Raw genomic sequence first — 12,651 nt, 5'->3', positions numbered from 1 at the left:
CGGCCGGTATGTAATACGCCGCGGGACAGAATGGTGTCAAGATGGTAAAGACCGGGTGGCGACGCTTTCGGCCGCGAAAATCGGAAATTTCTTAGTGCGCGGGCGGCGTTTCGCGGCGGTGGATGCTCAGCCCGAGCTCAAACTCTTCAATGAGCGCTTCGGCCAGGTCGCGTTCGGGCCCCGCAGGCACCTCCCCGCGCCAGGCGGCAAGGGCGAGTTCAGCGAGGCGTTTTGCCCCGAGGGAACGCTCAGCCTCGGAAAGCTGCTCCGCACGCGCGGCCTGGTGGAGACGGATGCGCTCCTTGAGCAGGTCTTCGATTTTCCTGTCAGCGGCGCGCCGCGCCTCCGCTTCGGTGAGCGGCGGGAGCCGATACGCGGCCAGTTCGCGGGCGCGCTGCCCGACTTCGTCCGTCGCGGCCAGCGCGGACTCGGGGTCGCGGAGCCAGCGGCGGAAAACCTCCCGCTCGACAGCGCCGGTGAAGAGCGACTCCGGGTAATTGCGATAGGCCAGCCGGAGCCCGGGATGCCGAAGGAGGAGAGCGAGCAGGACTTCCTCGGGCCCAGAAGGGCGGCGCGCTGCCTGCTCCGGGGCTGCCCGGGGGCCCGCCTGGCGTCCGCGACGCAGGCGGTCGACCACGGTCGTCTCGGGGACCCCGAGGTGCCGGGCCACCCGCTGGATGTAGAGCCCGCGCTCGACAGGGTCGCTGACCGCTAGCAGGACGGGCGACAGACGGTCGACCAGGTGGCGCACCTCGAGCGGCGAGACGGGCCGGCGCTCGCCGAGCATGCGGAAGAGCAGAAACTCCACAAACGGCTGTGCCCCCGCGATGGCCCGCTCCCAGGCGGGGCGGTCGTCCCGGACGAGTTCGTCGGGGTCGCGGCCGGCGGGCAGCGGCGCCACGCGCAGGTCGATGTCGGTATCTACGGCGAGGGCGTCGGCTGCGCGGGCCGCGTCGGCGGCATGCTCCTCGCCGCTGAAGCCGAAGAGGAGGCTCCCGGCGCGCTCCGCGGCGTTCATTCCCGCGGCATCGGGGTCGAGGGCGAGGACGATGCGCGGGGCGAAGCGGCGGAGCAGCGCGGCGTGGTGGCGCGTGAGGCTGGTGCCCATCGTGGCGACGACGTTGCGGTAGCCAGCCTGCCAGGGCCCCAGCACGTCCATGTACCCTTCGACGACGACGACCTCGCCCTGCAAGCGGATGGCATCAGCGGCGGCATGCAGGCCGAACAGCGTGCGGCCCTTGTCGAAGATTTCGGTCTGGGGCGAGTTGAGATACTTGGGCTCTTCGCCGTGGAGGCCGCGGCCCGCCAGCGCCACGAACTCGCCGCGCTCGTTGGCGATTGGGATGATGACGCGCCCGCGGAAGCGGTCGTACGGCTCCCGCCCCTCTTCGGCGTCAACCAGCACGCCGGCGGCCACCATATCGGGGACGGTGTAGCCGCGGTTGAGGAGGAAATCGCGCAGGTGGTGCCATCCGTCGGGCGCCCAGCCGAGGTGCCATGCTCCGATAGTGTCGGCGGTAAGTCCCCGCGCACCGCTCAGGTATTCAAGGGCTTCTGCACCCTCAGGTTCGCGCAGCTGCCGCTCGTAGAAGCCGACGGCAGCGGAGACGATGGCGGCCAGCCGCTCGATGTGCGAGCGGCGCTTCGGGTCATCTTCGTGGAGCTGGATGCCAGCCTCGGTAGCGAGGATGCGGAGCGCCCCCCGGAAATCGACGTTCTCGCGCTTCTCGACGAAGGTAAAGAGGTCACCGCCTTCCCCGCAGGCGCCGAAGCAGCGCCAGGTCCCGCGCTCAGGAAAGACATAAAATGACGGCGTCTTTTCGGTGTGAAACGGGCAGAGCCCGCGGTAGCTTCGCCCGGACTTCTGCAGGGGCGTGAATCGCCCGATGTAGGCGACAAGGTCGACCTGACGTTTGATGGCGTCAACGACGTCCATATCTCCATCGTACGTGCCCCGGCCGACGGAGGTGATGCCTGCGGGCCGGCCTGAACGCGCAGGGCACGATTACGTCTAGGGAAGCTGCACGGTGGTGCTGGCGAGCGGCTGATTGCCGACGTAGACCGTGACGGTCGCCTGTCCGGAGCCGGCGGGGCGCGCCACGGAGATGACCGGCGATGACTGGCCCGTGGCGAGGGCGAGGCTCACGCTCTTGCTCGTGGTCTCTCCGCCGAGCTGGACCTGGACGACGAGGCTGGTCACCGGGAGCGGGCCGCCGTCGTTTCGCACCACGACGTCGATCGTTGTTGCCGTGACGCTCGCGGAGGTAATCACGAGATTCGGCGCTTCAACCGGCGGCTGGAGCACGAAGGTCGCGCCGTTGTTGTCCTCGCGCTGCTCGCGCACGATGTTGGCCGGGTCGACGGTCACCACCGCGCGCTTCCCGGGCTGGGTAATCGGCGGGGTGACCGGGAATTCGACGACCGTCGAGCCGCCGTTTGCCGGGAGGTTCACGTTCATCGCCAGCTCCTGCTGCGGGACGTCCCCGCCCACGGCAACCACAAGCGGACCGCTGTAGGCGTTGTTGCTGACGTTCGAAATCGTGACGCGAAGGACAGCGCCGCCCTGAGCGAGCACCGCGTTCGTAGGCACGAAATCGGGAGCATTGGCGGCCGGCGACGGCGATGGCGAGACGGTTGCCGTCGGGGATGGCGCGGCAGTCGAGGTTGCTGTCGGCACGGGCGTGGGGGTGGCATCGCGGACCGGTACAAGGTCGAGCGTGTCGAGCGGCTCGATGGCCGCGCGCCGGACCCACCCGGCGCGCCCCGCGGGCGGCTGCACAAGCAGCCACGCGAGGTCGCGAGTCTTCCCGGTAATCGTCACCTGTGCGCCGGCGCGGAGGCTGCCCGCCTCGGCGAAGGTGTCGCCGGGGCCCTCGCGCAGGGTGGCGTCAGCCACCACCCGCCCCTGGATGGTTTGCGGCCGCTCACCCACTGGCTCGATGGCGACAACGCGCACCTTCTCGGAGTCTTTCGAAGCACCGGACGCGGCGAATACGCGCACAAAGAGGTCGTACGTGCCCTTGCTGGGCAGCGTGAACCGGAGGGTGGCGCGGTAACGGTTGTCCGGGGGAGCCTCGCTCACGTCGACGGCATCGACGACGCGGTCGCCCACGAACAGTTCGAATCGCCGCAGCGGCTCGGTGGCCGAGGCCTGGACGACCGCCTCGTGTTCGCGGTTGATCTCGAGCCGCTGGTCGCGGGCGGGCGATTCGATGCGGACCGCGAACTCCGTCGCGGGTGCCGTGCCTCCGTTCCCGCCGCCCCGCACGAGGTTGAAGACCAGGAACACCAGCACACCGCCGACGACCGCGGCGAGGAAAAGGAATACGTAGAACATCGGCTGGCGCGCTGGCGGCTCTGCGTCGCCGTAGTATTCGTCGTCCCAGTAACCGTCTTCCCCGGCGAACTCGTCGTCTTCGTAGTACGGCTCGCCGGTATACCCGCCGATGGTCGGCGGCGCAGGTTCGTCGGGGGGATACGATCCGCCGATGACCGGTTCATCCGGTGGCGAATAGGTCGCACCAATGACGGGCTCGTCGTCGTGGCCGGAGCCGAATCGATTGGACATGGCGGGCTGACCCGAGTATCGGCGCGGCTCTACCTACCTTCAAGGCGGGCTGCAGCTGGCACCGAAACGCGCGGGAAAGGCGCGCGGCGTTATCAGACCTGCCAGCCGATCGCGTCAGGACACCCCAGGGACGCAGCGAGCCGGATGGCAAAGCGGTCCGTCATCCCGCTGACGTAGTCGGCGGCGCGCCGCTCCACCGGGTCCTCGGGGAGGGAGTAGTCCGGCGAGATCCCTTCGGGGTGCCGCACAAAGTGCTCGAACAGGAACCGGACGATCCGCTTGCCGCGTTCAGCTTCCCTGCGGGTGGTGTCATAGAGGTAGACCCGCTCAAACATGAACTCGCGGAGTTCGTTCGCCGCCGCGTGGATGGCCGGGCTGAAGCGGATGACCGGGTCGGGGCCTGCTCCGGTGGCCGCCCAGCTGGCCTCGACGATGTCGCAGATGAGTGTGTCCAGCCGCTCGGCGTGGCTGCGCCCAATCAGCCGCTTCGTGCTGTCCGGCAGATCGTCCTCGGTGATAATCCCGGCCCGAACGGCGTCGAGGATATCGTGGTTAAGGTAGGCGATGGCGTCGGCGGTCTTGACTACCTGCCCTTCGAGGGTCACGGGGACGCCCCAGCCCTCGGCGAAGATGTCTTCGCGCGCCTTCGAGCTTTTCTCCACCGCGTCGAGCACCTCGAACGTCAGATTCAGGCCGCGGCCGCCATTCTCCAGCCGGTCGAGCACGCGCACCGACTGGTAGTTGTGCCGGAACCCCTCGGGAAGGCATTCGGCGAGCGCCTCCTCGCCGGCGTGGCCAAAGGGTCCATGGCCGATGTCATGACCAAGGGCGGCGGCTTCGGCGAGGTCCTCGTTCAGGTTCAGTGCGCGGGCGATCGTCCGGGCTACCTGGGCGACTTCAAGGGTGTGGGTGAGCCGCGTGACGAAGTGGTCCTGCGCCGGCGCGATGAACACCTGTGTCTTGTGCTTGAGCCGCCGGAACGCCTTGGTGTGGAGGATGCGGTCGCGGTCGCGCTGGAACTCGAGGCGGAGCGGGGAGGGCGGTTCGGGGCGCTTCCTTCCCCGGCTGGTCGTGCTCCGGGCGGCGTAGGGGCTGAGCGTCGCCTCGAACGCTTCGAGCCGCCGCCGGACGTCGAAGAGGTCCATATGCGCGGATTGTACGGTCCGAACCCGCCGCCCCCAACCACGCCGGGCAGCCGGCCCGGCCGGAGGGGCATCGCGACGGAGGCTCGATCGCCTGGAACTCCCGGCCCCCATTCGACGGGAGGCCCGGGAGTTCCAGGCGTCCGTTTAGTGCGCGGGGGCGCGTCCCAGCTTCGCTTCGGCGTTGGCGATGATCTCCCGCGTCTGGTCGATCATGTCCGGGCTCACGCTGACGCTGGTTGCGCCCCACTCGACGAGCTTCTCGGTCACCTCGGGGTAGACGCTTGGCGCCTGGCCGCAGATCGAGGCCGTGATACCGCGCCGGCGGGCGACGGTGACGGCGGTCTGGATTGCCGCCATGACGGCTTCGTTCCGTTCGTCGAAGATGTCGGCCAGCGCCTCGCTATCGCGGTCGATGCCGAGCACGAGCTGTGTCAGGTCATTCGATCCGATCGAGATGCCGTCGATGCCGACATCGATAAAGCGGTCGAGGATGAGGACATTCGATGGGACCTCGACCATCATCCAGAGCTTAAAGTCGTCGCTGCGGACGAGCCCCTGCTCGGACATCAGCTGCTTGACTGCGCGGAGCTCGTCCGGCGTCCGGACAAACGGCACCATCACGTAGAGGTTCTTGTACTCCTTCCGGACGCCTTTAATCGCTTCGAGCTCCAGGCGGAAGATGTCCGGCTCGCGGATGTAACGGCTCGCACCGCGGTAGCCGATCATGGGGTTTTCTTCCGTGGGCTCGTACTTTGCCCCACCCTCGAGGTTGGCATACTCGTTCGTCTTGAAGTCCGTGAGCCGGTACACCACCGGCCGGGGATTGAAGGCCCGGCAGAACTCCTTGATGCCCTCTTCGAGCCGGCGCGTGTACTCCTCCGGCTGTCCCTCTTCGATGAACTGCCGCGGGTGCTTGCCGATCTGCGCAACGATAAATTCGGCGCGCAGAAGGCCGACGCCGTCGACGTGGCGCTTTGCCACCACCTCGGCGAGCTCGGGCTCGGCCAGATTGACATAAAGCTTTGTGGTCGTCTTGAGGGCAGCGGCCCGGGCGTACCGCTCTTTCTGGCGTTCGTACCACGCGAGGCGGGCTTCCGCGCGGCCGTCGTAGATCCGCCCGGCCGACCCGTCTACGGTGACCTCGCGGCCGACCTCGAGGCGGGTGGCCCCCGCGACGCCCACGACACACGGAATGCCGAGTTCGCGGCTGACGATCGCAGCGTGGCAGGTGCGGCCGCCGCGCTCGGTGATGATTGCGGAGGCCCGCTTCATCGCCGGGACGAAGTCGGGAGTCGTCATCTCGGCGACGAGGACATCGCCGGGCTTCACGATGTCGATTTCGCGCGGGTCATGCACGACCCGCACCAGGCCGACGCCAACTCCCGGGCTCGCGGGCTGCCCGGTGAGAAGAACCGGGGCGGTTTCTTCCTCGCCATCTTCGGCCTCGATGGCAACCTTGAGCGTCGTGACCGGCCGCGCCTGGACGAGGTAGAACTGGCCCTTTTCGTACGCCCACTCGATGTCCTGCGGGGCGCCGTAGTGCTCTTCAACGGCCCGGCCGATGCGGGCAAGCTCGCGGATCTCGGCGTCGGTCAGCTTCTGGCGTTCTCGCAGGTGCTCCGGTACGGGGAGCCAGGCATTGGCACCTTCATGGCTGCCGTCGGCGTCCGGCCGGCGGGCGATCATCCGCTCCTGCGGTGTCACCGTCTTGGAGATGATCTGGAGGGACTCCTTGTCGACGAGGTAGAGGTCAGGGGAGATTTCGCCGGAAACGATGCCCTCGCCCAGGCCGTAGACGGCTTCGATGGTGATCCGCGTGCGGTCCGACGTTACGGGTTCGACGGTGAACATCACGCCCGAAATTTCTGACTGCACCATGCGCTGCACGGGCACAGCCAGCCCGACCTTTGTGTGGTCGTAGCCCGATTCCTCGCGGTAGAAGATGGCGCGCGCTTCAAACAGGGACGCCCAGCACGCCTGGACGGCGCGCACGACGTTGTCGGCGCCGACGACGTTCAGGAAGGTGCTCTGCTGGCCGGCGAAGCTCGCCTCCGGCAGGTCTTCGGCGGTCGCCGAGCTGCGGACAGCGACCGGGCCTTCGCCGAGCTCCCGGTAGGCGGCCCGGATCTCGTCGGCAATGTGCGCCGGCATCGGGGCTTCCATGATGCGCCGCTGGATATTCTCGGCGCGTTCGTTCAGCTGCCGGGTGTCGTGGACATCCAGGCCGAAGAGCTCCTTCTTGATGACCGGCTCGAGCCCGTTCTGGTGGATGAAGCGGAAATAGGTATCGGCGGTGACCACGAACCCGGGCGGCACCGGAATGCCGGCGCGGATGAGTTCGCCGAGGTTGGCGCCCTTGCCCCCGACGAGGCCGATATCCTCACGGCCGACCTCGGAGAACCACACGACGGAACGAGTGACGCTTACCAATCTGTCTATACCTCCGCGCATCGCGCATAGTGCAGACCGATGGCTTCGGTCGCACGATTATAGGCCGATGCCGGCGATTTGCACGGCCGGCCAATCGGCCTGACTTCAATGTCCGGACGGCCGCTCATTCGACCGTCACCGTTTTGGCGAGGTTCCGCGGCTGGTCCACGTCGCAGCCGCGGTGTACCGCCACATCGTAGGCGAGAAGCTGCAGGGGGATCACGGCCGCCACGGGCTCGAGCCACGACGAAACAGCAGGGACCGTTAGCACGGCATCACAAAGCGCCGTCAGCTCGGCGTCGCCTTCCGTCACCACTCCGGTAACGGGACCGCCCCGCGCCTGGATCTGCTCGATGTTCGAAATCATCTTCGTGCGCAGCGCATGGCGTGTCGCGATGGCGACCGTTGGGAATGACGGTTCGATCAGCGCGATCGGCCCGTGCTTCATCTCGCCGGCGGCGTAGCCTTCCGCGTGGATGTAGGAGACCTCCTTCAGCTTCAGCGCACCCTCCATAGCGACCGGGAACGCGAGTCCGCGCCCGAGGAACAGGACGTGCTGGGCAGCGGCGAGGGACACGGCCCGCTTGCGAACCAGGTCCTGCTGTCGAAGGACCTCCGAGACGGCCCGCGGCAGCTGCGCGAGGTCGTGCAGGTGGAGGGCGAGCTCGCGGTCAGAGAGCCGCCCTTTCGCCTGGGCGATGCGCAGCGCCAGCAGGTACAGGGCGACGACCGCGGTCGTGAAGCACTTTGTGCTGGCAACTCCCCGTTCCAGTCCGGCACGGGTGTAGACCGTGCCATCGGCGACGCGCGTGGTCTGTGCCCCGGCTGTGTTGCAGACCGTCACCTGCAGAGCTCCCGCTTGGCGGGCCACGGCCATCGCTTCGAGCACGTCGACCGTCTCGCCTGACTGGGAGACGCTGATGACCAGCGTGCGGTCGTCGAGCACTGGCTCGCGATAGCGGAATTCCGAAGCATTGTCGGCGTCCGCGGGGATGCCCGCGAAGGCCTCGATGTAGCGCTGGCCGACCATTGCGGCGTGGAGGCTCGTACCCATGCCGATGAGCACCACCCGCTCGATGTCCGCCAGCCGGTCTGCGGCCGGACCGAGGTCATCGAAGTAGAGCGCCGGCGGGTCGAGCGTTGCGAGGCTCCAGATTGTGTCGGCGATAGCCTCCGGCTGCTCGTGGATTTCCTTGAGCATGAAGTGGGGGTACTGGCCTTTGAGCGCGGTGACCGGGTCGATGGGAATGCGCTTGCGCTGGAGAGCTACCGGCTCTCCGGTCACCGTTTTCGCTTCAGCCCCCGCGGGCGTCACGCGGGCGACCTGCCCATCGGCCAGAAACGCGACCTCCTGCGTCAGCGGGAGCACGGCAGCGAGGTCGCTGGCGACGACGGTTTCGCCGTCGCCGAAGCCGATGACAATGCCGCCCGCGTTGCCGAGGCGCGCGGCGACAAGCGTGCCCGGCTCGTCGAGCGACATCGCCACCAGCGCCTGCGAGCCCTCGAGCCGGCGTGCGGTCCGGGCGAGCGCTTCGAAGAGGTCAGCGCCGGCGGCCATTTCGGCTTCAAGCAGATGGGCGACCGTTTCGGTGTCGGTTTCGCTGTGGAACGTGTGGCCGCGTGCCTGCAGCTCATCGCGCAGGGCGGCGTAGTTCTCGACGATGCCGTTATGGATGACGACCACCCGGCCATCACACGAGCTGTGGGGGTGCGCGTTCCGGTCGCTGGGCCGGCCGTGGGTGGCCCAGCGGGTGTGGCCGATGCCGACGGTGCCGGCCGGCGCCGGCCCGAGGGCAGCCTCGAGGTTGGCGATCTTCCCCTGTTTCTTCGTGATTGCGAGGCGGTCGCCATCGAGCACGGCGATGCCGGCAGAGTCATAGCCGCGGTACTCGAGGTCCTTCAGGGCTCGCAGGAGGATGGGCACGGCCGGACGGCCTCCGGCGTACCCGACAATCCCGCACATGTGCGTGGCTCCTTTGGCTGCAGGCGCGGGGCCTGCAATCTGGGGCACGCAGCGACCGGCCCGTCGCGGAGGACGGTCACGGTCGAATCCAGATGGTGGAGCAAGGGACGGGAGGGGAACCCGTGCACGTGGTGCGCTTTTGTCACCCGGTTACCCGGCGTGGTTTGTGCGGCACCTGCGGCTGTGCGGCCGGGGGGCCATCCGCCGAATGGTTCGATACTGCCCCCGCCTCGTCATCCGCGCCTAACCGCGCGGACCTGGCGCTTGCTGGTGTGCTCCCTGCGTGCCAATGGCGTGACCGATGCTGGACTTCCCTGCACCCACCTCCTGCCTGGCGTCGCACCTGAGTGTCCGGGGAACGCCTCCCGGCCGTCAACTCTCGGCGCGGGGAATGCCGGCGAAGCCGAGGAAGTCATCCTCCCATTCGAGGACAACCCTGATAAGGCGGGCATCGATGCCATACGGCCGGGCCACCACGCCGCGGCGCTCGAACTCTTCCGCCAGTGCCGCGGCGATCGTGTCGAGCGGCTGAGCCTGGATGCCGAGCTCGCGCTCGGTCTCGAGGATCAGCTCGATCAGTTCGCCCTGGACTTGGAATCCCTCCTCCTGGAGCTGCTCCCAAACCCACTCGGCACATTCGGTGAAAAGTGCGCCCTGGAGGCGACCGGTAGCTGGCACGTCGACCCTCGTCTTATCGCGAAACTTCTGCGCATGCGGCCTGGCGGATCGCCTCGATGGGAGGCATGTCCGGGGCCGGCAGGCCGAGACCTTCCCGGAGCTGCTTGAGCCGCCGGATATTCTCCTCGTCGGGGCCATGCCCATCAAAGCCGGGAACTTCGAGGATAAACGGCACCTCAGCGAACGCCGGGTGCGCCATCAGCGTCCGGAATCCGTCGACACCCAGATGCCCCTCGCCGATGTTCTCGTGGCGGTCGCGGAACGTGCCAATCGGCTGTTTCGTGTCGTTCGCGTGGACCGCGACGAGGCGCTGGAGGCCGAGCTCCCGGTCGAACTCCTCGAGCGTGGTGTCCAGGCCGGCTGGCGTCGCGATGTCGTATCCCATGGCGTAGGCGTGGCAGGTGTCGAAGCAAATTCCGACGTTCGGCGGACTGCCCATCGCCCGAACGATGGCGCCGAGCTCGGCGAACCGCCCGCCGATGCAGTTTCCCTGCCCGGCGTTGTTCTCAAGGATCAGCAGCGCCGGGTTGTCCGGCTCTTCGGCGAGAATGCCGGCCAGCATGCCCGCAATGCGCTCGACCATCGCGCCGTCGAACCCGGCGCCGAGGTGACTGCCGATGTGGAAGATGGTGCCGACGACCCCCAGCTCGCCGGCGAGCCGGTGATAGGCGCGCAGGGAGGCCTGCGATTTCTCGAGAATAGCGGGGTCCTGGCTGCCGAAGTTCATGAGGTAGACGCCATGGAAGAACGCCGGCATGCCCGACGCTTCGCGGGCACGATTGAACCGTGCAATCTGGTCAGGGGTGAGCGCGGGGAGCTTCCACTGCTGCGGCGCGCTGACGAAGAGCTGGACCACCTCTGCACCGATGGAAGCCGCCCGCTCGAACGCGAGATGCGGGCCGCCGGCGCTCGAGACATGCGCTCCGATTCTCACGCTGAGGCCTCCCGTCCGACACTCGCGACGCCGACGATCGCCGGCAGCGGGCCAATTTTGGTGACCTTGAGTTCCTGGACGGAGAACCCGGCTTCCCGGATCGCCTGGAGGGTGTCGCGGTTGGGGTGGCATCCGCCGCCGACGCGCTTCCAGAGGGGAGTGATGGCGTTCAGCACGGCGCGCCCGAGGCGCGAGCCGGCATTGACGTGCTCCCAAAACAGCAGGCGGCCCCCGGGGGCAAGGACCCGGCGCACTTCCCGCAGCGCCTTTTGTTGGTCAGGAATCGTGCAGAAGACGAGGGTGGCCAGCACCGTATCGAAGCTGGCGTCCGGGAAGTCGAGCGCCTGGGCATCGCCGTCGCGAAGGTCGAGCTGCCGGTCCGGCGGGCGGTGGCGTTCGGCCCGCTCGCGCATGAACGGGTCGGGCTCGATGCCGACATAGGAGACGTCAGCGGGCAGGTGCGGCCAGTTGGAGCCCACGCCGTACCCGATTTCGAGGATGCGGCCGGCGGCCTGCCCGGCCAGGCGGGCGCGGAGCCTGCGCTCACGGGCGCTTTCGTGGCGGGAGAGCCAGTCCCAGGCGGCCGCAAAACGGCGATGGCCGGCGGCGTTCGACATGAGCACTTCCTTGTTTGACAGGATCGTGCGGCGCGACCAAGATCCCGCGCAACCGGGAGGGACCCATGTTCCCCAATGTTCCCCATACCGGGCTCCCGCTCTCGGGGCTCGTGGTTCTCGATTGCACAATCTGGCAGCAGGGTACGTATGCGACGGCGATGCTGGCAGATTTCGGCGCAGATGTCATCAAGATTGAGGGCCCGGACTCACCCGACCCCGGGCGCGGCCTGAGCGAGGCGTACTTTGAAAGCCACAACCGGAACAAACGGGGGATTGTCGTCGACCTGAAGCACCCGCTTGGCCGCGAGACCGTCCTGCGCCTCGCAGAGCAGGCGGATGTCTTCGTGCAGAACCTCCGGCAGGGGGTGATGGACCGCCTCGGCCTGGGGTACGAAGCCGTTCGGGCGCGGAACCCGAGCATTATCTACGCCACAGCCTCCGGCTACGGCTCGAAGGGCCCCCACGCCCGGTGGCCGGCGATGGATATCCTGGGCCAGGCGCGCGGCGGCACGATGATGGTGCAGGGCGCTCCGGACCAGCCTCCCGTCTTTTCGTTCGGGGGGATGGCTGACCAGGTCGGCGCGATTTCGCTCAGCTACGGCATCCTGCTGGCCCTCATCCACCGGGCGCGCACGGGTGAAGGCCAGCACGTCGAAGCCTCGCTCCTCGGCGGACAGGTGATGCTCCAGTCGTTCAACATCACCGGCACACTCTTTACCGGGCAGGTGCCGCCCCGCCGCTCACGGGAAGATGCCGCGCCGCTCTGGAATGTGTACCGGTGCCGGGATGGGGGGTGGATCGCGCTGAGCATGGCCCAGCTCAGCCGCTGGTGGGCACCGTTCTGCGAGGCGGTCGGGCGGCCCGACCTGCGCGACGACCCCCGATTCTGCGCCCTGCCGGCGCACATGGACCACCGCCGCGAGCTGATTGCCGAGCTGGACCGCATCTTCGCGGCGAAGGACCAGTGGGAGTGGGTCGAGGAGCTGTGCGGTCAGGGCCTGCCCATCGCCCCGGTCCAGGACTACGCCCAGGTCATCCGCGACCCCCAGGTCGTGGCCAACGACTACATCGTTGAGTACGACCACCGCTCCGGAGAGCGGCGGAAGATGGTGGGGCCGGCGGTGCAGCTCGGGGCGACGCCGGGGCGGATTGCGCGGGGCGCTCCGGAGTTCGACGAGCACACCGAGCAGGTGCTGCTGGAGTTCGGGTTCAGCTGGGACGACATCCAGGAGCTGCGCGGCCAGGGCGCGATTGGGGCTCGCTGAGCGCCGCCCGGTGGTCGGCACTTGACGCCCGCCTCTCGCAATGGAAGGATA

The 12,651-nt window shown here is 68.0% G+C and carries 9 protein-coding genes; 1 reads left to right on the top strand and 8 read right to left on the bottom strand.

Features of this window, described 5'->3' with window-relative positions:
- Positions 1-91: 91 nt before the first annotated feature.
- The 8 genes from dnaG to Tbon_RS13225 all read right to left on the bottom strand — a co-directional run bounded on the left by dnaG (position 92) and on the right by Tbon_RS13225 (position 11,335).
- Positions 92-1,936: a DNA primase gene (dnaG, locus tag Tbon_RS13260; protein WP_158068136.1), complete on the bottom strand. Its 1,845-nt coding sequence runs from the start codon at positions 1,934-1,936 to the stop codon at positions 92-94.
- A 75-nt stretch (positions 1,937-2,011) separates the two neighbouring features.
- A complete protein-coding gene (locus tag Tbon_RS13255) occupies positions 2,012-3,568 on the bottom strand; it encodes an SH3 domain-containing protein (protein ID WP_158068135.1) in 1,557 nt (518 codons plus the stop codon).
- A 92-nt stretch (positions 3,569-3,660) separates the two neighbouring features.
- A complete protein-coding gene (locus Tbon_RS13250) occupies positions 3,661-4,713 on the bottom strand; it encodes a deoxyguanosinetriphosphate triphosphohydrolase (protein ID WP_158068134.1) in 1,053 nt (350 codons plus the stop codon).
- Between the two features lie 144 nt (positions 4,714-4,857).
- Entirely contained in the window at positions 4,858-7,119 is a 2,262-nt protein-coding gene (ppsA, locus tag Tbon_RS13245) for a phosphoenolpyruvate synthase (protein ID WP_263970083.1), read from the bottom strand.
- Positions 7,120-7,267: 148 nt separating this feature from the next.
- Entirely contained in the window at positions 7,268-9,106 is a 1,839-nt protein-coding gene (gene glmS / locus Tbon_RS13240) for a glutamine--fructose-6-phosphate transaminase (isomerizing) (RefSeq protein ID WP_158068132.1), read from the bottom strand.
- A gap of 372 nt (positions 9,107-9,478) precedes the next feature.
- On the bottom strand, positions 9,479-9,784 hold the full coding sequence (locus Tbon_RS13235) for a hypothetical protein (RefSeq protein ID WP_158068131.1): 306 nt from the start codon (positions 9,782-9,784) through the stop codon (positions 9,479-9,481).
- A gap of 13 nt (positions 9,785-9,797) precedes the next feature.
- Positions 9,798-10,718 (bottom strand): deoxyribonuclease IV, encoded by a 921-nt coding sequence (locus tag Tbon_RS13230; RefSeq protein WP_192498004.1) that lies wholly within the window; start codon positions 10,716-10,718, stop codon positions 9,798-9,800.
- The gene (locus Tbon_RS13225) at positions 10,715-11,335 is read right to left on the bottom strand and encodes a class I SAM-dependent methyltransferase (protein WP_158068129.1); all 621 of its coding nucleotides are present in this window, start codon (positions 11,333-11,335) and stop codon (positions 10,715-10,717) included. Before Tbon_RS13225 ends, Tbon_RS13230 begins: the two co-directional genes overlap by 4 nt.
- A 65-nt stretch (positions 11,336-11,400) precedes the next feature.
- On the opposite strand from Tbon_RS13225, the gene Tbon_RS13220 reads away from it, so the two are divergent.
- The gene (locus Tbon_RS13220; protein WP_158068128.1) at positions 11,401-12,600 is read left to right on the top strand and encodes a CaiB/BaiF CoA transferase family protein; all 1,200 of its coding nucleotides are present in this window, start codon (positions 11,401-11,403) and stop codon (positions 12,598-12,600) included.
- The last annotated feature ends 51 nt before the right edge of the window (positions 12,601-12,651 follow it).

Origin of the sequence: Tepidiforma bonchosmolovskayae, assembly GCF_008838325.1 — a bacterium.
Taxonomy (GTDB): Bacteria; Chloroflexota; Dehalococcoidia; order Tepidiformales; family Tepidiformaceae; genus Tepidiforma; species Tepidiforma bonchosmolovskayae.
The sequence above is the reverse complement of the archived record's forward strand: the minus strand, read 5'-3'. Positions and strand labels throughout refer to the sequence as shown.

What these genes read in the sequence shown, in the direction of transcription:
- dnaG (WP_158068136.1), bottom strand. Translation starts at nt 1,936, where the DNA reads ATGGACGTCGTTGACGCCATCAAACGTCAGGTCGACCTTGTCGCCTAC.
- Tbon_RS13255 (WP_158068135.1), bottom strand. Translation starts at nt 3,568, where the DNA reads ATGTCCAATCGATTCGGCTCCGGCCACGACGACGAGCCCGTCATTGGT.
- Tbon_RS13250 (WP_158068134.1), bottom strand. Translation starts at nt 4,713, where the DNA reads ATGGACCTCTTCGACGTCCGGCGGCGGCTCGAAGCGTTCGAGGCGACG.
- glmS (WP_158068132.1), bottom strand. Translation starts at nt 9,106, where the DNA reads ATGTGCGGGATTGTCGGGTACGCCGGAGGCCGTCCGGCCGTGCCCATC.
- Tbon_RS13225 (WP_158068129.1), bottom strand. Translation starts at nt 11,335, where the DNA reads ATGTCGAACGCCGCCGGCCATCGCCGTTTTGCGGCCGCCTGGGACTGG.
- Tbon_RS13220 (WP_158068128.1), top strand. Translation starts at nt 11,401, where the DNA reads ATGTTCCCCAATGTTCCCCATACCGGGCTCCCGCTCTCGGGGCTCGTG.